The organism is Streptomyces himalayensis subsp. himalayensis (genome assembly GCF_013778455.1).
In the GTDB taxonomy this organism is placed as follows: Bacteria; Actinomycetota; Actinomycetes; order Streptomycetales; family Streptomycetaceae; genus Streptomyces; species Streptomyces himalayensis.
The window spans coordinates 30,862-50,241 of sequence record NZ_JACEHE010000024.1 but is presented as its reverse complement, the minus strand read 5'-3'; the positions used below and the strand labels follow the sequence as shown (position 1 = coordinate 50,241).

Sequence of the window (19,380 nt, the reverse complement as noted above, 5' to 3'; positions counted from 1 at the left end):
GCCCGGCTTCGGGCGGGGGCTGTCGTGGCTCTCCTCTTCTGCCGGGCCCGCGCCCGCTGTCACCCCGACCGATTAGCCTCGCCCCATGCCGCCGGCCAAGAAGCGCACCCGCACCCGCTCCTACGACTCCGCGAAGATCCGCGCCGCCGTCCTCACCCAGTTCGGCTCCGTACGAGAGGCCGTACGCGCCCTCACGGACCAGCAACTGGCGGCCCCCGCGCAGCTCGGCGACTGGACAATCCGGGAGCTGGCCGCGCATATCGCCATGACCGTCGAGAGCGTCAGCCGGAACGTCGAGCGGGACGCGCCTGCGAAGGCCGACCTGGACCTGGTGGACCTGCTCTCCGCGTCTGCCTCACGCGCCGACGACATCGCCGTAGGCGCCCGGAAACTCGCCCGCGACACCCCGGACCTCGACGCGCTCTACTCGCGCACCGAGCAGCGCATCGCCGGGCACCTGGCCGCCACCCCCGACACCCGGCTGCTGGCCACACCCGTCGGGGCCATCAGCCTCGGCGACTACCTGGTGACCCGCACCGTGGAACTCGTGGTCCACACCGACGACCTCAACCGCGCCGCCGGGCTCGACATCCCGTACGACCGCCAGGCGCTCGCCGCCTGCACCCGGATGCTCGCCGACGCGCTCGCCCTCAGGGCGCCCGGTGCCTCCACCGAGGTGCGCGTCCCGCCCTTCGCAGTGGTGCAGTGCATCGAGGGCCCCCGGCACACCCGCGGCACCCCGCCGAACGTCGTCGAGACCGATCCGCTGACCTGGATCCGGCTGGCGACGGGCCGAACGACCTGGGAAGCCGAGCTGGCTGCCGCCCATGTCTCGGCGAGCGGCGAGCGGGCCGACCTCTCCGCGCTCCTGCCCCTCATGGGATGACGCATCTCATGCGGTGCGACAGGGAACCCGCTCGGTGTCGCATACGTCACATCGCCGTGAAGCGAGTGATGAACGTGACGTACGCGGCCGTGGCCCTGCTCGGCACCGCCGCCCTGACCGCCTGCGGCAACCAGCCCGGCAGCGGCCAGGTCGGTGGCGACGTGCAGGTTGCCGACACGCGCTGGGTACCGGAGAAGGTCACAGTCGACGGTAAGGACATCCCCCTGCCGGAGGAGGCGCACAACGCCCATGTGACGTTCAAGCCCGGCGCGGCGAAGCCGGGCGAGGGCGGTGGCCAGTCCGGGGGCTCCGTGGGCTGCAACAGCATCGGCGCCGACGTGGAGGTCGAGGGCGACCTCGTGAGGGTCTCCGACCTCGCGAGCACCGAGATGGGCTGTCCCGGCCCTGTCCAGGACTTCGAGGAGAGGTTCACCAGCATCTTCCACGGCGATCTCAAGGCCAAGGTCACGGAACCGGAGGGCAAGCCCAAGACCCTCACGCTGACCAGCGACAACGGCGACAGCATCACCTTGCGCTCAGAGGCCGCCCCGCCGCTGAAGGGCACCAAGTGGACGGTCGACGCGCTCACCGGGAAGGGCGCAGAGGGTACCGCCGAGTCCCTGCCGAAGGCCGCCCGCGGCAGGGCGTATCTGGTCCTCTCCAAGGACGGCACGGTGCGCGGCAGCCTGGGCTGCAACACCTTCTCCGGCAAGGCCACCGTCAAGGACGGCGCTCAGGGCACGATCGAGTTCGGCCGTCTGGCGACCACCCGCAAGCTGTGCTCGGCCCCCGTCATGAGGACAGAGAACGCGATCAAGGAAATACTGGACGGGAAGGTCGCATACGAGAAGGAACACGACGTCCTGACCCTGACCGCGGACTCCGGCAAGGGCCTCACCACCAGGGCGGAGGAGGAGGAGTGACCGCGGCGGAGAAGGAGGAGTGACCGCGGCGGAGAAGTCAGAGTAAGAAGTCCCACTGTCCGCGAATTCGGACCAGTGGTCGATCTCGCCTACACTCGATGGCGTGCCACGTGGTGACGGTCGACTCAATCATGATCTGCTCCCCGGTGAGAAAGGCCCCCAGGACGCTTGTGGCGTCTTCGGTGTCTGGGCTCCGGGTGAAGAGGTCGCCAAGCTCACTTACTTCGGGCTCTACGCCCTCCAGCATCGGGGTCAGGAATCCGCGGGAATCGCGGTCAGCAACGGCTCCCAGATCCTCGTCTTCAAGGACATGGGCCTCGTGTCCCAGGTCTTCGACGAGACCTCCCTCAGCTCCCTCCAGGGCCACATCGCCGTGGGCCACGCCCGCTACTCCACCACCGGCGCCTCGGTGTGGGAGAACGCGCAGCCGACGTTCCGTGCCACCGCGCACGGCTCCATCGCCCTGGGCCACAACGGCAACCTGGTGAACACGGCGGAGCTCGCCGAGCTGGTCGCCGCCCTCCCCAAGGAGAACGGCCGCGCCACCCAGGTCGCCGCGACCAACGACACCGACCTGGTCACCGCGCTGCTGGCCGGCCAGACCGACGACGACGGCAAGCCGCTGACCGTGGAGGACGCCGCCGCGCAGGTGCTGCCTCAGGTCAAGGGCGCCTTCTCGCTCGTCTTCATGGACGAGCACACGCTCTACGCGGCCCGCGATCCGCAGGGCATCCGCCCGCTGGTGCTCGGCCGCCTGGAGCGCGGCTGGGTCGTCGCATCCGAGACCGCTGCCCTGGACATCTGCGGTGCCAGCTTCGTCCGCGAGATCGAGCCGGGCGAGTTCGTCGCCATCGACGAGAACGGTCTGCGAACGTCCCGATTCGCGGAAGCGAAGCCCAAGGGCTGTGTCTTCGAGTACGTGTACCTGGCGCGCCCCGACACCGACATCGCCGGCCGGAACGTCCACCTCTCCCGGGTCGAGATGGGCCGCAGGCTCGCCAAGGAGGCCCCGGCCGAGGCCGACCTGGTGATAGCCACGCCGGAATCCGGCACCCCGGCAGCCATCGGATACGCCGAGGCGTCCGGCATCCCCTTCGGCAGCGGCCTGGTGAAGAACGCGTACGTCGGACGTACGTTCATCCAGCCCTCGCAGACCATCCGCCAGCTCGGCATCCGCCTGAAGCTGAACCCCCTCAAGGAAGTCATCAAGGGCAAGCGGCTGGTCGTCGTCGACGACTCGATCGTCCGCGGCAACACCCAGCGCGCCCTGGTCCGCATGCTCCGCGAGGCGGGCGCCGCCGAGGTGCACATCCGCATCTCGTCCCCGCCCGTGAAGTGGCCGTGCTTCTTCGGCATCGACTTCGCGACGCGCGCCGAGCTCATCGCCAACGGCATGACGGTCGACGAGATCGGCAAGTCCCTCGGCGCCGACTCCCTCGCGTACATCTCGCTCGACGGCATGATCGAGGCGACCACCATCGCCAAGCCGAACCTGTGCCGCGCCTGCTTCGACGGCGAGTACCCGATGGAGCTGCCCGACCCCGAGCTGCTCGGCAAGCAGCTTCTGGAGACCGAGCTGGCCGCGGGCCCGGCGGCCACCGCCGCGACCGACGCGATCCGCCGCCCGTAACCCACGCAGCTAATCCACGCAGCGCACGACAGCTGTACGACACGAAAGCCTTCATTTCTCATGTCTGAGACAACTGGTGCCAGCTACGCAGCCGCGGGCGTCGACATCGAGGCGGGCGACCGCGCCGTCGAGCTCATGAAGGAGTGGGTGAAGAAGACCCAGCGCCCCGAGGTCCTCGGCGGCCTCGGCGGCTTCGCCGGCCTCTTCGACGCCTCCGCCCTCAAGAGGTACGAGCGGCCCCTCCTGGCCTCCGCCACGGACGGCGTCGGCACCAAGGTCGACCTGGCCCGGCAGCTCGGCGTCTACGACACGATCGGCCACGACCTCGTCGCGATGGTCATGGACGACATCGTGGTGTGCGGCGCCGAACCGCTGTTCATGACCGACTACATCTGTGTCGGCAAGGTCCACCCCGAGCGGGTCGCCGCGATCGTCAAGGGCATCGCCGAGGGTTGTGTGCTGGCCGGCTGCGCCCTCGTCGGCGGCGAGACCGCCGAGCACCCCGGGCTGCTCGGCCCGGACGACTTCGACGTCGCGGGTGCCGGCACGGGCGTCGTCGAGGCGGACCGCCTCCTCGGTCCGGATCGCATCCGTAAGGGTGACGCCGTCATCGCGATGGCGTCCTCGGGTCTTCACTCGAACGGGTACTCGCTCGTCCGCCACGTGGTCTTCGACCGGGCGAACATGAGCCTGGACCAGCAGGTCGAGGAGTTCGGCCGGACCCTCGGCGAGGAGCTCCTGGAGCCCACCAAGATCTACTCCCTGGACTGCCTGGCCCTCACCCGCACCACCGAGGTGCACGCCTTCAGCCACATCACCGGCGGCGGGCTCGCGGCCAACCTGGCCCGGGTCGTCCCGGACGGGCTGCACGCCGTGGTCGACCGCACCACCTGGACCCCGGCCCCGGTCTTCGACCTGGTCGGCAAGGCGGGCGACGTCGAGCGGCTCGAGCTCGAGAAGACGCTGAACATGGGCGTGGGCATGATGGCGATCGTCCCCGAGGAGTCGGTCGACGTGGCGCTCACCACCCTCGCCGACCGCGGCGTGGACGCCTGGGTCGCCGGCTCGATCACGGACCGCGGTGACCACACGACGGGCGCCGCGCTTGTCGGGGACTACGCGGTCTGAGCCGTCTGAGCCGACCGAGTGACGGTGCCCGGTGGAGCCCGAGCTAGGGACACAGCCCGGTGGAACGGCGACCGGTGTGGCGGCCTGGCGGTCGTCGACCCGTATGGCGGCCCGGCGGTCGTCGACCGCCCGGCACCACCCGTGGCGCCGGCGGGTAGCTCCGCGGAAGCGGCAGGCAGCACGAAACCCGGTCCGGCGCTACGGCCCCGGACCGGGTGAAGTGCAGTTGCTACGAGAACTGCGAATGCTGCGCGGTCAAGCGCCGCGGCGCTGCGACGACGGATCGGACTCTTCGTCCTCGTCCTCTTCGTCGTCGTTGTAGAGATCCGCGTACCGTGCGTACGGGTCGTCGTCCTCGTCGTCCTCGAACGGCTCACCGTTCGGCGGCTGGCTCGAAATCGGACTCGAAGTCGATGCGCCCAGCTCGTTGGCCAGACGCGACAGGTCAGTCCCGCCGCTGTTGTACTTCAGCTGGCGGGCGACCTTCGTCTGCTTGGCCTTGGCCCGGCCGCGCCCCATGGCTCGACCCCCTCGGTGACGGGGCTCGACGGCCCCAGAGTCTTGACACGCGTTCATGATCTGGAACGGGCTCTCCATGGAGAGACCCGTCCGTAGGGCTTCAACGGTACCTGCTTCCGCGGCCATACGGTACGTCGCCCGCAGCACGTGCCTCGGTGCAGGACCCGCGAGGCGCCCCGTCCTCGCTGGTCAACTGCGATTTTAACCTCTTCCTGGCGCACGACCCGCCGACAGCGTGAGACGCATCTCTTTAAAGCACTCGGTTCGCCTCCGGGGCGCCGCTGTGCCCGATATGCCCCTACCGGGGCGTGACGGTGCCGAGAGGGCGACTGTGCTCAGCGCTCCTTCGGCTCACTCGCGAGGAGGCGCCGTCCAGATGTGGCTGCCGTACGCCTCAGCGTGCCGTGCGCGCCTCCGCCATCCGCTGCTCGGCGATCCGGTCGGCCGCGGCGGCCGGCGGAATACCGTCCGTCTTCGCACGTGCGAATATCGCCAGCGTGGTGTCGAAGATCTTGGCGGCCTTCGCCCGGCAGCGGTCGAAGTCGAAGCCGTGCAGTTCGTCGGCGACCTGGATGACGCCACCGGCGTTCACCACGTAGTCGGGCGCGTAGAGGATCCCGCGGTCGGCGAGGTCCTTCTCGACTCCCGGATGGGCGAGCTGGTTGTTGGCCGCACCGCACACGATGCGGGCCGTGAGGACCGGCACGCTCTCGTCGTTCAGCGCCCCACCCAGCGCACACGGCGCGTAGATGTCGAGGCTCGCGGTCCTGATCAGCGCGTCCGTGTCGGCCACGGCCGTGACGCGCCCGCCGGGGTGCTTGTCGAGCACACGGCGTACGGACTCCTCGCGGACGTCCGTGATCACGACCTCGGCGCCGTCCTCCAGCAGATGCTCCACGAGGTGGTGCCCCACCTTGCCGACGCCCGCGATGCCGATCTTCCGGCCGCGCAGCGTCGGATCGCCCCACAGGTGCTGGGCCGAGGCCCGCATGCCCTGGAACACGCCGTACGCCGTCAGCACGGACGAGTCGCCGGCGCCGCCCTTCTCGGGGGAGCGGCCGGTCGTCCAGGGGCACTCGCGCGCCACCACGTCCATGTCCTGGACGTAGGTGCCGACGTCACAGGCTGTGACGTACCGACCGCCGAGCGAGGCGACGAACCGGCCGTACGCCAGCAGCAGCTGCTCGGTCTTGATCTGCTGGGGGTCGCCGATGATCACCGCCTTGCCGCCGCCGTGGTCGAGCCCGGCCATGGCGTTCTTGTACGACATGCCCCGCGAGAGGTTCAGCGCGTCGGCGACGGCCTCCTCCTCGCTCGCATACGGGTAGAAGCGGGTGCCGCCGAGCGCGGGGCCCAGGGCGGTCGAGTGGATGGCGATCACGGCCTTGAGGCCGCTGGCGCGGTCCTGGCAGAGCACGACCTGCTCATGGCCTCCCTGGTCCGTCCGGAACAGGGTGTGCAGTACATCAGCAGGTGCGCCGGTTACGTCGGTCACTGTGGTGACTCCTGGGTAAGTAGCGGCGGTTGGAGTGCCGGTCCCGTGTGGGTGGCGGGTCCGTGACATGAGCCTAGAGCGCGTGCGCGCCGGCCATGGGCGCAGTGCCGAGGATCACCCTCTCCTGGAGTATGGGCATGGGACGATTTGCAGTGTTTTCCCGCCTGCCCGCGGGGGAGGGAGCTGCTGTGCCCAAGGTGTCGTCGGTGATCGTTCCGTACACGTGCTACCTGCGTGTGTACGAACCGCTCGCCGCCTTCCCCGAGCCGGAGCGCACCCACTGGGCACGCTATGCCCGGCGCCCCAAGCACCCCTCGTACCAGGACGAACTGCGCCGGTCGCTGGCCGGTTTGCTGCCCACCCCGCCCGTCGCGGTGCCGGTGCACGAGAGTGACGACGCCTTCGTCGCGGACATCGACGGGGTGCTCTGCGTCTGTCCGTGGCGCACCCGGCTGCGCGCCTGGCAGGCGATGGGCGACCTGGCCGGAGAGCTGCCCGCGCCGGTCCTCGACGCGGTGCTGCCGCCGGTGGTGCGCCGCCAGACGGTCGCGGACTACGAGCGGTGGCTGGAACGCAATCCGGACGCCCGCCCCTGGATCCGCACCGCGAGGTGGCAGGTCCCCCTGAACTGGTTCGTGCTCGTCTCGGACGAGGAGCGCGAGTACGAGAAGGGTTCCGGGGAGGCACCCCCGGTGCTGCGCTACCGGACGCCGATGGTGCAGGCGCGCAGGCGTGTCGCGCGCGGCCTCAAGGCACTCAGGGACGCCATCGACGAGGGGCCGATGATCGACGGCCTGGTAGATGTTGGGCGATGGCTCGAAGAGTTCCATCCGCGCTCGCTCGTCGAGCTCGACTACGGCGGCCTGGTGCACGCCCTGCCGGAGGAGCACCTCGACGGGGATCACTCGGCGGCCGACGTGGCCGAGGGCATCGACGCGCTGCGCGGCGGCGACGGCGCCGCCGCCGGCGAGGCGTACGCGCGACTGGTCGAGCGCTGGCGGGCGGTCCGGGACCTGCAGTCGGCAAACTGACGCGGTGACGGCCGCGGCGGTTGCGGCGGCGGGCGTGGGCGGCGACGGCGGTGTTCGAGCCGGACGGTGCGGACGGCGATGTGCGGAGGGCGACGGTACGGTCCCCGGAAGTGGTCTGCGTCACGGACGGGGTCTGACGAGTCGGTGGACAGGCTGCGGACGTAGGTCCCGATCCGGGACTTTGACCCCAAGCGTGACGGAGCACACTAACCGGTACCTTGCGTCCATCGGTCCTCCTCGTGCCAAAATAGGACAAGGAGTCCGGGGAGGGCTCCTTACGTCCAACTGTGCGCCAGATGCCGGGCATTGCATGTTTTGGGGGGACCTGTTGCCTCCTGATCGCCCTGTGACTGATCGTCACAGGGGTGTGACTGTCCGCTATGGCATGGTCCATCGGCTTCCGTCGCTGATGAACACCTGGGAGGGCAATTCCATCGGTTTGGCCGACGCGGCTGGACAGATGGTGTAGTTGTAGTGCCGAGGACAAGCCGTTCGTCCTATAACCGACTCGACTCGCGTCCGCTCATTTCGGGCAACGCGGGTCAAGGTGCAGAATTTAGAGGAAAGAACCGAGATGGATTCGGTTCTCCCGAGGAGGCCGCTCATGACCGCTCGCACCCCTGATGCCGAGCCGCTGCTGACCCCGGCTGAGGTCGCCACGATGTTCCGCGTCGACCCCAAGACGGTCACGCGCTGGGCCAAGGCTGGCAAGCTCACGTCGATTCGTACGCTCGGCGGGCACCGCCGCTACCGCGAAGCCGAGGTCCGCGCTCTGCTCGCGGGCATTCCGCAGCAGCGCAGCGAGGCCTGAAACAACCGAATAGCGGGCATTCTGGTCGGGTCCCCCAACCTGGCCGGGCGCCTGAGACACACAGCTCCATGCGACGCGGGACCTGCCCCAACGGGACCCACGCCCAAGTTCACCCCCAGGGTGCGTCGTTGATCGCGCTGGACTCCGCCGGGTCCAGCGCGATCTTTTTGTGCGCGTTGCGCCCGGGAGTGGTGTGGCTCGTGGCGTCGCCGCCTCGTCCGCGAGTCGTCTGTGGGTCAGCCGTTCGGTGGCCATGAGGGCGCTGCGGCCGACCCGGTGCGACGTGTGCACTCAGGGGCTCTGTGGGCGGCCTTGCCGCCCCCTGAGGTGCCCTGTCGGGGTGACTGTGAGAAGCCTTGGCGGCAGCTCTCTGAGGGGCTGGGCGACCCTTCACCCTGTAGTGCAATTGCACATATTAAATTGAGCCGTTGTAGACGGGGTGTAAGTAAGGGTGTTCCCAAAACTCATGTGGTGACACCCGTCACACACACCACCTCTTGCTGATGGTGTGTCACCTGAGCTATTGAATCCGCCGCTGGAGACATGCCTCCAGCCTCCCACTCCACGAGCGGCACGTCGGCCGACATTGGTCATGTCTTGGGGAGACTTTGGTCCTCAACGGACTCGGGCCGGCTCTCACCGCCGTCGCCGGGCTCCTCCGGCCGTAGTCCCGTCGCACCCGAGTCGGCCGCGCGGCTGCCCCCATCGCCCTCCGAGGGGCGCGCTGCGGGCTCCATCGCCAGCCGCAGGAGCTGATGGCAGACCGGGCAATGGCGCGTCAGATGGCGGTAGCTGGAGGCGGCCGACAGATGGGCGCGCAACAGAGCGCGCGTCTCGTGCCTGGCAGACACCGGCATGCGCCACCTCCCGTGGTCACGGTCCCTGTTGTCTGGGTACCGGCGGAATGTGACGCAGTCAAGACGCGGGCGGATAGACCGAAGGGCCGCAACGGGCGGGCAACGGCCAAGGGGCCGCAACGGGCAGGCAAGCCGAAGGGCCGCAACCGTGGGGTTGCGGCCGTTCTTACTGCGGTCCTGACGGGATTTGCTGTGTCTGATTGCGGCTGCGCCGCGGGCGCGGCCTCCGCTTAGGCGGGGCGTTCGGTGGCGTTGTGGGTGGCGGGTATGCCGAAGGGCCGCAACCGTGGGGTTGCGGCCCTTCATCGTGCGGTCCTGACGGGATTTGAACCCGCGGCCTCCACCTTGACAGGGTGGCGAGCACTCCAAACTGCTCCACAGGACCAGGTCTCGCAGTCACTTTCCTGCGCTGTGCTGCGAGAAGAGACTGTACAGCAGTGCAGGGCCGACGGTCGAACTCACGCAGGGCGACGTGGCCGTCACACCCCTGGTGGCGGCATGGGCCCTACGGAACCGCCGCGTCGATCGCTTTCACGATGCGCTTGTCCGACACCGGGTACGCGGTGCCCAGCGCATGCGCGAAGTAGCTCACCCGTAGCTCCTCGATCATCCAGCGGATGTCCAGGACCTCCTGCGGCACAGGCCGTCCCTGCGGCATCTGCTCGAGGAGCCAGGCGTACTCGTCCTGCATCTCCTGGACCTTATCCATGCGCGTGGTGTCCCGCTGGACGTTCGTCGGCATCTGCTGGAGCCGGCGGTCCGCCGCGACCAGATAGCGCATCAGATCCGGCAGCCGGCGCAGTCCCGTCTCCGTCACGAAGCCGGGCCTGACGAGGGCGGAGAGCTGCTTCCGTACGTCCGTGAGGTTCGCCAGCAGCGCCGGGCTGGTCGTGGACTTCAGGCGGCGCTCACAGGCCTGCCACGCCGCCAGCACCTGCTGCACCTGGCCGACCGTCCGCACCGTCGTGTCCACTATGTCGGCGCGCACCTTGTCGTACAGCTTGCGGTACGACTCCTCGTCCCAGACCGGGCCGCCGAAGTCGGCGATCAGCTTGTCCGCGGCGGCCATGGCGCAGTCGTCGAACAGCGCCTGGATCGAGCCGTGCGGGTTGGCGGACAGGGCGAGCTTCTGCGGGTTGGAGAGCTTCTCGGATGCGAACTTCGCAGGATTCACCGGGATGTTGCGCAGGACGAGGCGGCGGGTGCCCTTCCACATCGCCTGCTGCTGCTCGGCCTCGGTGTCGAAGAGGCGTACGGAGACCGTGTCGCCGTCGTCGACGAGCGCCGGGTACGCCTTCACGGGCTGGCCCGCGCGGCGCGTCTCGAAGACGCGCGTGAGTGAGCCGATCGTCCAGTCCGTGAGGCCCGACTGCTCGAGCGAGCTGCCGCCGGAGCGCTCCGCCGTGGCGGCCGCCGCCTGGGACAGGGCCTGGCGCGCCTTCGGCTTCAGCTGGAGCTTCAGCGTCTCCAGGTCCTTGTCCTCGGCGAGCTTGCGGCGCCGCTCGTCGGTGATCCGGAACGTTATGCGCAGATGGTCGGGGACCTTCGCCCAGTCGAAGTCGTCCGCCGTGACGGGCACGCCCACCATGCGCTTCAGCTCGCGGGCGAGCGTGACCGGCAGCGGCTCCTGCAAGGGCTCCGCCCGCTCCAGGAACGCCTTCGCGTAGTTCGGCGCGGGCACGTAGTGGCGCCGGATCGGCTTGGGCAGGGAGCGGATCAGCTCCGTGACCACCTCCTCGCGCAGGCCGGGGATCTGCCAGTCGAAGCCCTCGGGGGTCACCTGGTTGAGCACCTGGAGCGGGATGTGGACGGTCACGCCGTCCGCGTCCGCGCCCGGCTCGAACTGGTACGTCACGTTGAACTTGAGCCGTCCCTGGCGCCAGCTGTCCGGATAGTCGTCCTTCGACACGTCACCGGCGCGCTCGTTGATGAGCATCGACCGCTCGAAGTCGAGCAGTTCCGGTTCCTCGTGACGCTTGCGCTTCCACCAGGAGTCGAAGTGCGCCCCGGACACGACGTGTTCGGGCACCCGCTGGTCGTAGAAGTCGAACAGCGTCTCGTCGTCGACGAGGATGTCGCGGCGCCGCGCCCGGTGCTCCAGCTCCTCGACCTCGGTGAGCAGCCTGCGGTTGTCGGCGAAGAACTTGTGGTGCGTACGCCAGTCGCCCTCGACCAGGGCGTTGCGAATGAAAAGCTCGCGGGAGACCTCGGGGTCGATCCGCCCGTAGTTGACCTTCCGCTGGGTGATGATCGGCACGCCGTACAGCGTCACCTTCTCGTACGCCATCACCGCTGCCTGGTCCTTCTCCCAGTGCGGCTCGCTGTACGTGCGCTTCAGCAGGTGCTGGGCCAGCGGCTCGACCCACTCGGGCTCGATCTTCGCGTTGACGCGGGCCCAGAGGCGGGACGTCTCCACCAGCTCAGCGGACATCACGAACCGCGGCGGCTTCTTGAACAGCGCCGAGCCGGGGAAGACCGCGAACTTCGCGTTCCGCGCCCCCAGGTACTCGTTCTTCGCGCCGTCCTTCACGTCCTTCATGCCGATGTGGGACAGCAGTCCCGCCAGCAGCGACACATGGACGGCCTGCTCGCTCGCCTCGTCCTCGTTCGGATGGATCCCCATCTGCTTCGCGACGGTTCGCAGCTGCGTATAGATGTCCTGCCATTCGCGGATGCGCAGGTAGTTGAGGTACTCCGTCTTGCACATCCGGCGGAAGGCGGACGAGCCGAGCGTCTTCTGCTGCTCGCGCAGATAGCGCCAGAGGTTCAGATACGAGAGGAAGTCGCTCGTCTCGTCCTTGAAGCGGGCATGCTGCTGGTCTGCCTGCGTCTGCTTGTCGACGGGACGCTCGCGCGGGTCCTGGATGGACAGCGCGGCCGCGATCACCATGACTTCGCGTACGCACCCGTTCTTGTCCGCCTCCAGGACCATTCGGGCCAGCCGGGGGTCGACGGGCAGCTGAGCGAGCTTGCGGCCGAGCGGGGTGAGGCGCTTGCCTGGGTCCTTCTGGGCCGGGTCCAGTGCGCCGAGCTCCTGGAGGAGCTGGACGCCGTCCCTGATGTTGCGGTGGTCCGGCGGGTCGATGAAGGGGAACTTCTCGATGTCGCCGAGGCCGGCCGCGGTCATCTGGAGGATGACGGAGGCAAGGTTCGTCCGGAGGATCTCGGCGTCCGTGAACTCCGGGCGGGCGAGGAAGTCGTCCTCGGAGTACAGCCGGATGCAGATGCCGTCACTCGTACGGCCGCAGCGGCCCTTGCGCTGGTTGGCGCTGGCCTGGCTGACGGGCTCGATGGGCAGGCGCTGCACCTTGGTGCGGTGGCTGTAGCGCGAGATGCGGGCCGTGCCCGGGTCGATGACGTACTTGATGCCGGGGACGGTGAGGGACGTCTCGGCGACGTTGGTCGCCAGAACGATCCTGCGGCCCGTGTGCGGCTGGAAGACGCGGTGCTGCTCGGCGTGCGAGAGGCGGGCGTAGAGGGGCAGGACCTCGGTGCTCTGCCCAATAGCGCCTCCGGCGCGGGTGTACTTCTTGTTCAGCGCGTCGGCCGTGTCGCGGATCTCACGCTCGCCGGAGAGGAAGACGAGGATGTCGCCCTTGCTCTCGCCCATCAGTTCATCGACCGCGTCCGTGATCGCCGTGATCTGGTCGCGATCGGCGTCGTCCGAGTCCTCTTCCAGCAGCGGGCGGTAGCGCACCTCGACGGGATACGTACGGCCGGAGACCTCGACGATCGGGGCGTCCCCGAAGTGACGTGAGAAGCGCTCGGGGTCGATGGTCGCCGAGGTGATGACGACCTTGAGGTCCGGGCGGCGGGGCAGCAGCTGGGCCAGGTAGCCCAGCAGGAAGTCGATGTTGAGGGACCGCTCGTGGGCCTCGTCGATGATGATCGTGTCGTAGGCGCGCAGCTCGCGGTCCGTCTGGATCTCCGCGAGCAGGATCCCGTCCGTCATCAGCTTGATGAACGTCGCGTCCGGGTCCACCTGGTCGGTGAAGCGGACCTTCCAGCCGACCGCCTCGCCCAGCGGAGTTTTCAGCTCCTCGGCCACGCGCTCCGCGACCGTGCGGGCGGCGATACGGCGCGGCTGCGTATGACCGATCATGCCGCGCACGCCGCGGCCCAGCTCCAGGCAGATCTTGGGGATCTGCGTGGTCTTGCCGGAGCCGGTCTCGCCCGCGACGATCACCACCTGGTGGTCGCGGATCGCCTCGAGGATCGCGTCACGCTTCTGGCTGACCGGAAGGGACTCGGGGTAGGTGATCTCCGGCAGCCGCGCCGCCCGCCCGGCCAGCCGGTCGGCGGCCTTGCCGATCTCCCCTTCGATTTCGGCCAGCACCGCGGCCCGCGCCTCCGGCTTGCGGATGCGACGGGCCCCGTCGAGCCGGCGCCCGAGCCGCTGCGCGTCGCGCAGGGACAGCTCGGCCAGCCGGGAGCCGAGATCGGCGAAGGCGGCGGGAGCGGAGGCGGAGGCAGGGTGCGTAGACATACGGGGACCAGGATCGCATCCGGGGTGTGCGTGCGGCCAACCTATTCCGGGCGCGGCTCGGGGAAGCGGCGGCTCGGCGAGGGCGGCGGCTCGGTGGGATTGGTCAGGCCGGGGCAAGGTGAGCGGGCGCCGGGACGGGTGCCGGGCGGGGGCGGGGTGCGAGGGGGCGCCGACTGGGTGGCGGGCGTCGGCTGGGCGGGCGGGCGCGGTGCCGGGATCGCTGGAGAACGGATTGGTGGAGACGGGATCGGAGCAGGCAGCCGGCGACTTTGGGCCGGATGCGCGGGGCCGGTCCGGCCATTCGTGAGCGCTGCCGAAGGCGACGGGCAGTCCGAGCCCGGGGACGCGCAGCCGCCCGAGGCCGAGGACGTCCGACGGGAGTACGACGTCTCCCGGCGACGTCTCCCGGCCTCAGATGCGGGCGCATGGAGTCGCCGAGGACGACGGCGGCGTGCCAGCCGAGTACGAGCGCGGGCGCATGGGCCCGGATCAGCAGGCCGGCGGCCATGCTGGCCATGCTGAGCCCGATGCGCGCCGCGATCACCCTGAGCAGTCGATCCCAGGCCCTGAGGACCTCTATGCGGTTTGGGCTTCCCAGGTGAAGTTCACGTCAGGAGTGCATATGAGCGCACCTGCATCTGTCCGCCGTCTGTTCCGCACGACGGCCCGTACGGCCGTCGCCGCTTTCGGTGCGGCGGTCCTGGCCACCACGGTCGCCTCGGCCCCCGCCTCGGCCCAGTCCGGTGCCTTCGTCTGGTACGACGAGGACGGCGAGTCCCATGTCATCGAGGACCCGATGGGCGCCTGTATCGAGCTGGTGCCGCCGGCGAACCCGAACTACCCGGTCGACAACGCCACCGACACGATCGTCCAGGTCTTCACCAACAACTGCTTCTCCACCCCGGTCGCCCAGCTCTCACCCGGCGAGCGCGCCATGCTGAACACGGACGTACCGGCCTACCGCATCAAGGTCTGGTCGACGGACTGACCCGGCCGCCGGCCCGAGCGAAACGAAACGCCCCGCCGAAGATCTTCGGCGGGGGCGTTTGCCCAGGTGGGCGGCGGTGGCTGGGGCCGGGGTCGAACCGGCGACCTTCCGCCCGCGGCGCAGCCGCCCTCAGACACAGTCAGGCGGACGCTCGTACCGACTGAGCTACCCAGCCACGCGATCCGCGAAGGGATCGCAGCGGTCCTGACGGGATTTGCTGTGTCTGATTGCGGCTGCGCCGCGGGCGCGGCCTCCACCTTGCCAGGGGAGCTGGTGGTCATGGGGCCAGAGTGACCTGTGTGGCGCCGTGAGGCGGGGCCCTGGAGCGAGGGCTCATGAAAAATGAGAAGGCCCCGTCCTGGGGACGGGGCCTTGCGGCGGTGGCTGGGGCCGGGGTCGAACCGGCGACCTTCCGCTTTTCAGGCCGTGTCCCGTCGGGAACGGGGCTGATTGTAGCGGCTGAAGGTGGTCTCGGTGGCGTGTAGTTGTGTGTTGCTGTTGGCGTACGGGTTGGCGTACAAGGTAGTGAGGTGAGTGCTTGCGCGATGACAGCTAGTGGTCGATAACATCAGATTGTCGTAACGGTTGCGCCTGCGTGTCTAAAAGCTTCCACCGCCGTGAAGCCGCCGTCGTTACTCGCACTGTATCGGTGAGCTGACGCTGCGTCCTTTTCGAAAGAGATCGCGCCGCCGAAAACGTCAGTCACCGTCACCCGGTACCCCTCGATTTCCGCCTCTGAGGTGATGCCAGGAACCAGATGAACGAGGAAACCCATCATTGGAGCACCATGATGGATTGGCCGAGGTGGCCAATCCACGAGATGCTGCTGATCCATTTGTATGTGATTATTGGCGATAGTTAGTTCCACGGGAGCTGACTGCCAATTCTGCAGCCGCTTGCCAGAAATCCACTGCCCGTTACGTCTAACCTCCAGCTCGTAGTTCAAGGGGTGTACAGGATGTGACGATGCATTGGTCAGCAGGACGTGAAGGCCCACCATTCGGCCGGCGGGGACGCCCGGAGTGCTGGTGGTGTAACCCTGGGTCCAAGCGAAGGTGACTGAGCCCTTCAGTTTCGGGCGCGGCCGGACGGCCCTCCATGTGCCGAAGGCGGCGCCAAGTGAAATCAGCGCTGCAATGAGTGCCACAACTAAGCTGGCGATTTCCATGAATGACTCCTTGCCGTCGACTAGGCGAGATTGGCGTTCAATGAACTGTGCAGAAAACATAGCGTTGAGACGAGGGATCCGGTCGCGCGGACAGATCAGGCAACCAGACGGCTCGTGAAGCCACGGGAGGCGAGTCGCTCATACGCTCGGATGACGTGTTTAGGTACGTCCTGCGAAATCATGAAGCCCTGGTCCGGATAGATCAGTAGGCGTTGTAGCGATCCGACAAGCATGTCGATGACAAGGTGCGAGTCCCGGATTGAGTCGACGTATTCGGGGAGCGTCATGGGTGTAGACGCGCTGACAATTTCGACCTCCGGCCACAGCTTCCGGGCGGTGGCGTTAGCCCGACGTTCCTCGTACGGCTTGCTGACGAGCAACACAGAGGACACGTCGAACCCGCGCTCTTCGAGAAGAGCGCGGGACAGAGTGATGTTCTGCCCGGTGTTCCGGGCGTGAGGCTCGACAAGGACGGCGTCCGCCGGCACGCCCAGCTCAAGCGCACGGTCCCGGTAGTGCTCAGCTTCACCGCGCGGCATGCGGTCCTGGGTGGTTCGGCTAGTCGCCCCCGTGAAGACGATCAGCGGCATCATGCCGCGCCGGTAGAGGTCGACGGTGGTGTCAGCCACTCCCAAGTCGTGGCTGCCAAGACCGATACCCACCGAGCAAGGGCGCGGTTCGTGGTTCATCTGCTGGTAGTCCCACAGAAGCTGAGTGTCCTCCCAGTCCTGTACGGAGATCACGGCGAATCTTCCTTGTCCTGGTCGCGGGCGGAATCGGGGACCTTGAACTCGTACTCCCACGCGAACCGTGAGGCGGAGTGGATGCCGACTGCGAACTCAACCACCGTGCCATCGGCCGTGTACGTAGTTCGATGAAGCTCCACCACCGGTTCACCGACCGGAAGCTGTAGAAGCTTCACTTCGTCCGCCGTGGGGACGCGGGCGAACAGGGCCTCTTTCATGTGATCGATCTCGTACCCCGCGTCGTACAACACCCGATATCCGCCGCCACGGCCGGCCGGGCCCGGTGTGGGGTCGACGATTCGTGTCCCCTCGACGTGTTCGGGCCGGTAGTAGCTGGTCAGGGTGTGGGTCGGCTGGGCGCCTTCCTTTACGAGGCGGGCGCGTGCGTACACCTCGGAGCCGACACGAACGCCGAGACCCTCGGCGACGAGACCACTCGCCTCGATGCGGCTCACGGTCTGCGTCTGTTCGTTGCGCTTGTACGCGCGCCCCGACGCGACACGGTCAGCGATGAACGCGACCTCATCGCCATCACGCCACTTCACCTTGTCGTACCGAGCGATGCCGAGCCGCTTGAGCGGAGCACGCGGGCGCACGACGGTGCCGTGCCCACGCGACGACGTCACCAGCCCCTCAGCCTCAAGCGCTTTGTACGCCTGATGAACCGTGGACTTGGAGCCTTCCCCAGCCTCGACAAGGTCTCTGATCTGGGGCAACTGGGCCCCGGGTGCGTACTCGCCGTTCCTGATCTGTTCCGCGAGTCGATCCGCAAGCTCGCGCCACTTGGGTGCCACAGCCGAACTCCCTTCGATGCGTTCCAGTGAAGCACAGTCCCAGGACTGTTGACAGTCCTGGGACTGCGTGCCATCTTCGTCTCAGGCCGTTCGCAGTCCTAGGACAGCGAGTGGAAGGGCCTTCTTTGGGTTGCCTTCCACGTTGCGGCTAGGGGCCCGGGACAGAGCGGGCCGAGGGCACCGGACCCCTGGTCAACCGGATGGCTAGGCCGCAAGGCCACGTCTCCATACGCCTGCAAACGGGAGCTCGTGTTCCCGAAGGAGACAGCAAGACCTCACCGCACCGCCGCGTTCCTGCGACGGCCGGTTGCCTCCGCTGCTCGTCTCGTACGAGCAGCGCTGAGGGGAGCCGGACACTCCGACCCCAACGGCAAGCGCCCCCGGAGAGGCAACTCCGGGGGCGCGGTTTGGGCCGTTGCTACCTGCTAGGGAGAACACGACCCATGAAGCTCATCGCTCCACTTCAGACGGCCGTTACCGTCACGGTCGACAGCATCGACCGTGAGCCGACGGCCGCGGAGCTGGACGTGATCGAGCTGGAGTCTCCGCTGATCCTGGCGGAGGTCGACCTGCTCGACGCGCAGATCATGACCCTGGACCGCACCCCGACCGAGCTGGACGCGCGGCGCATCCGCCGGGCCCGCAACCGAGTGCTCTCCGCCCGGCGGGACCTGGTCAACCGCACGGCCGGCGCGATGGCGCCGGGAGGTGCGGCATGAACGCCAAGACCGTGCTGCCCGCCGTCGCGATGACGGCGGTGTCGATGGTTCTCACCCTGGCCGTGGTCGTGATGTGGCTGGGCACGGCGATGCCGTGGCCCGTCGCGCTGGTCGTCGGTCTCGGGATCGACGGCGGATGGCTGGCCACCCTCGCCTACGAACGTCGCCTGGCCGCGCAGGGCGACCACAGCCGCGCGGTCACTGGCGTCGGCTGGTGCTTCGGCCTGATCGCGGCCGGCGTCCTGGTGGCGCACGCGCTCACCGCTGAGAAGTCCGCCGGTGCGTGGCTGGCCGTCGCATGGCTGCCCATCGCGGCCAAGGCACTGTGGCTGGTGCACGGGCTGTGGGAGCGGACCGCGCTCACCCCCGCGGCACTCGGCGCGATCCGGGGCATCCAGCAAGAGGCCCGCGACGAAGCGGCAGTTGCCCGCGCCCGGCTGCGGGCGGAGGCCGCCACCGAGGAGACCCGGCTGACGGCCGTGACGGAGGCCGGCGCCCGCGTCGCCCGCGTCCAGGCAAAGACCGCTCAGAGCCTCTCGCGGGCCTGGTCGACGCTGGAGACGGCGCGGGACGGCGAGGACACCGGCAGGGCGCTGACCAGCGTGACGAACCGCGTCACGCCCGGTGTCACGCCCCGGTGGGAACTCCCGGTGTGGGGACCCACGGAGCCGGTTCCCGCGCTTGATGCGGGACCTGCGCTCACCGACGAGGCGCTTGACGCGTTGGTCGACGAGATCCGTCACAGCGAGGTTCCCGCCCTGTCCTACCGCGAAATGGCCACCCGCTTCCGAGCGGCCGGCCACTCCGCATCAGAGGTCCGCTTGCGGGCCGCGTGGAAGCGCGTCGCCTGATGGGCGCACTGCTGGCGTTCCGGTGGCACCTGGCACCGGACGGCTACGCCACCCGCCGACAGCTCCGCGCCCATGGCCTGCGCCCGGGCGGTCAGGACGTGGCCGCACAGCTCGAACGGCCGCGCCGCCGCCGTGGGCCGCTGGTCGCCTACCTATACCGGGTCGAACTGGCCAAGCCGGTACGCCCCATGACCCCCGCGAAGCACGCGGCACTGGCCAAGGCCAACGCCGCCCGCCGCACCTGCCCGCAGTGCCGCACCGATGCGGGCTACGTCATCCCCGCCGCCCTCGGCACCTGCGCGACCTGCGCCTACCCCGACCACTCCGAATCTCTGAGGAGTTCCTGAC

At 68.6% G+C, this 19,380-nt stretch carries 17 protein-coding genes and 2 tRNA genes; 10 read left to right on the top strand and 9 right to left on the bottom strand.

Annotated features, from left to right (window positions below; translation table 11 throughout):
- The first annotated feature begins 85 nt into the window (after positions 1-85).
- The 4 genes from H1D24_RS30705 (at position 86) to purM (ending at position 4,567) form a co-directional block, all read left to right on the top strand.
- A complete protein-coding gene (locus tag H1D24_RS30705; RefSeq protein ID WP_181660992.1) occupies positions 86-886 on the top strand; it encodes a maleylpyruvate isomerase family mycothiol-dependent enzyme in 801 nt (266 codons plus the stop codon).
- A 56-nt stretch (positions 887-942) separates the two neighbouring features.
- Entirely contained in the window at positions 943-1,809 is an 867-nt protein-coding gene (locus H1D24_RS30700) for an META domain-containing protein (protein ID WP_309484496.1), read from the top strand.
- 103 nt (positions 1,810-1,912) lie between these two features.
- Positions 1,913-3,439: an amidophosphoribosyltransferase gene (gene purF / locus H1D24_RS30695; RefSeq protein WP_181660990.1), complete on the top strand. Its 1,527-nt coding sequence runs from the start codon at positions 1,913-1,915 to the stop codon at positions 3,437-3,439.
- Between the two features lie 60 nt (positions 3,440-3,499).
- Positions 3,500-4,567, top strand: a complete 1,068-nt coding sequence (gene purM, locus H1D24_RS30690; RefSeq protein ID WP_181660989.1) for a phosphoribosylformylglycinamidine cyclo-ligase — start codon at positions 3,500-3,502, stop codon at positions 4,565-4,567.
- 255 nt (positions 4,568-4,822) lie between these two features.
- On the opposite strand, the gene H1D24_RS30685 is transcribed toward purM, so the two are convergent.
- Together H1D24_RS30685 and H1D24_RS30680 are read right to left on the bottom strand one after the other, a co-directional pair.
- Complete coding sequence (locus tag H1D24_RS30685; RefSeq protein ID WP_181660988.1) at positions 4,823-5,086, bottom strand: DUF3073 domain-containing protein; 264 nt, start codon at positions 5,084-5,086, stop codon at positions 4,823-4,825.
- A 394-nt stretch (positions 5,087-5,480) separates the two neighbouring features.
- Entirely contained in the window at positions 5,481-6,581 is a 1,101-nt protein-coding gene (locus H1D24_RS30680) for a Leu/Phe/Val dehydrogenase (protein WP_181660987.1), read from the bottom strand.
- Positions 6,582-6,769: 188 nt separating this feature from the next.
- On the opposite strand from H1D24_RS30680, the gene H1D24_RS30675 reads away from it, so the two are divergent.
- Together H1D24_RS30675 and bldC are read left to right on the top strand one after the other, a co-directional pair.
- Positions 6,770-7,612: a DUF8083 family protein gene (locus H1D24_RS30675; RefSeq protein ID WP_181660986.1), complete on the top strand. Its 843-nt coding sequence runs from the start codon at positions 6,770-6,772 to the stop codon at positions 7,610-7,612.
- 604 nt (positions 7,613-8,216) lie between these two features.
- Positions 8,217-8,423 carry a developmental transcriptional regulator BldC gene (bldC, locus tag H1D24_RS30670; protein ID WP_003949541.1) on the top strand — a complete coding sequence of 69 codons (207 nt, stop codon included), beginning with the start codon at positions 8,217-8,219 and terminating at the stop codon, positions 8,421-8,423.
- Positions 8,424-9,013: 590 nt separating this feature from the next.
- Here the strand turns inward: bldC and H1D24_RS41810 are convergent.
- The 3 genes from H1D24_RS41810 to hrpA all read right to left on the bottom strand — a co-directional run bounded on the left by H1D24_RS41810 (position 9,014) and on the right by hrpA (position 13,766).
- The gene (locus tag H1D24_RS41810; protein ID WP_220137426.1) at positions 9,014-9,280 is read right to left on the bottom strand and encodes a DUF6274 family protein; all 267 of its coding nucleotides are present in this window, start codon (positions 9,278-9,280) and stop codon (positions 9,014-9,016) included.
- 310 nt (positions 9,281-9,590) lie between these two features.
- Positions 9,591-9,665: transfer RNA gene (locus H1D24_RS30665), tRNA-Asp, on the bottom strand.
- 120 nt (positions 9,666-9,785) lie between these two features.
- Positions 9,786-13,766 (bottom strand): ATP-dependent RNA helicase HrpA, encoded by a 3,981-nt coding sequence (hrpA, locus tag H1D24_RS30660; protein ID WP_181660985.1) that lies wholly within the window; start codon positions 13,764-13,766, stop codon positions 9,786-9,788.
- Positions 13,767-14,388: 622 nt separating this feature from the next.
- Between hrpA and H1D24_RS30655 the strand changes: the two genes are divergently transcribed.
- Positions 14,389-14,754 carry a hypothetical protein gene (locus H1D24_RS30655; RefSeq protein WP_181660984.1) on the top strand — a complete coding sequence of 122 codons (366 nt, stop codon included), beginning with the start codon at positions 14,389-14,391 and terminating at the stop codon, positions 14,752-14,754.
- Positions 14,755-14,831: 77 nt separating this feature from the next.
- On the opposite strand, the gene H1D24_RS30650 is transcribed toward H1D24_RS30655, so the two are convergent.
- From H1D24_RS30650 to H1D24_RS30635, 4 genes are all read right to left on the bottom strand, one after another.
- Positions 14,832-14,929, bottom strand: a tRNA-OTHER gene (locus tag H1D24_RS30650).
- Positions 14,930-15,322: 393 nt separating this feature from the next.
- The gene (locus tag H1D24_RS30645; RefSeq protein ID WP_181660983.1) at positions 15,323-15,922 is read right to left on the bottom strand and encodes a hypothetical protein; all 600 of its coding nucleotides are present in this window, start codon (positions 15,920-15,922) and stop codon (positions 15,323-15,325) included.
- 95 nt (positions 15,923-16,017) lie between these two features.
- A complete protein-coding gene (locus H1D24_RS30640; RefSeq protein WP_181660982.1) occupies positions 16,018-16,665 on the bottom strand; it encodes a YdcF family protein in 648 nt (215 codons plus the stop codon).
- Positions 16,662-17,462: a GntR family transcriptional regulator gene (locus tag H1D24_RS30635; protein WP_181660981.1), complete on the bottom strand. Its 801-nt coding sequence runs from the start codon at positions 17,460-17,462 to the stop codon at positions 16,662-16,664. The genes H1D24_RS30640 and H1D24_RS30635 overlap by 4 nt, the downstream gene beginning before the upstream one ends.
- Before the next feature lie 443 nt (positions 17,463-17,905).
- Here H1D24_RS30635 and H1D24_RS30630 point away from each other — a divergent pair, with 443 nt between their 5' ends.
- The 3 genes from H1D24_RS30630 to H1D24_RS30620 are packed head-to-tail and all read left to right on the top strand — an operon-like array spanning position 17,906 to position 19,379.
- The gene (locus tag H1D24_RS30630; protein ID WP_181660980.1) at positions 17,906-18,181 is read left to right on the top strand and encodes a DUF6284 family protein; all 276 of its coding nucleotides are present in this window, start codon (positions 17,906-17,908) and stop codon (positions 18,179-18,181) included.
- Positions 18,178-19,032 (top strand): protein spdB, encoded by an 855-nt coding sequence (locus tag H1D24_RS30625; RefSeq protein WP_181660979.1) that lies wholly within the window; start codon positions 18,178-18,180, stop codon positions 19,030-19,032. The genes H1D24_RS30630 and H1D24_RS30625 overlap by 4 nt, the downstream gene beginning before the upstream one ends.
- A complete protein-coding gene (locus H1D24_RS30620; RefSeq protein WP_181660978.1) occupies positions 19,032-19,379 on the top strand; it encodes an RRQRL motif-containing zinc-binding protein in 348 nt (115 codons plus the stop codon). Before H1D24_RS30625 ends, H1D24_RS30620 begins: the two co-directional genes overlap by 1 nt.
- Position 19,380 lies beyond the last annotated feature (1 nt).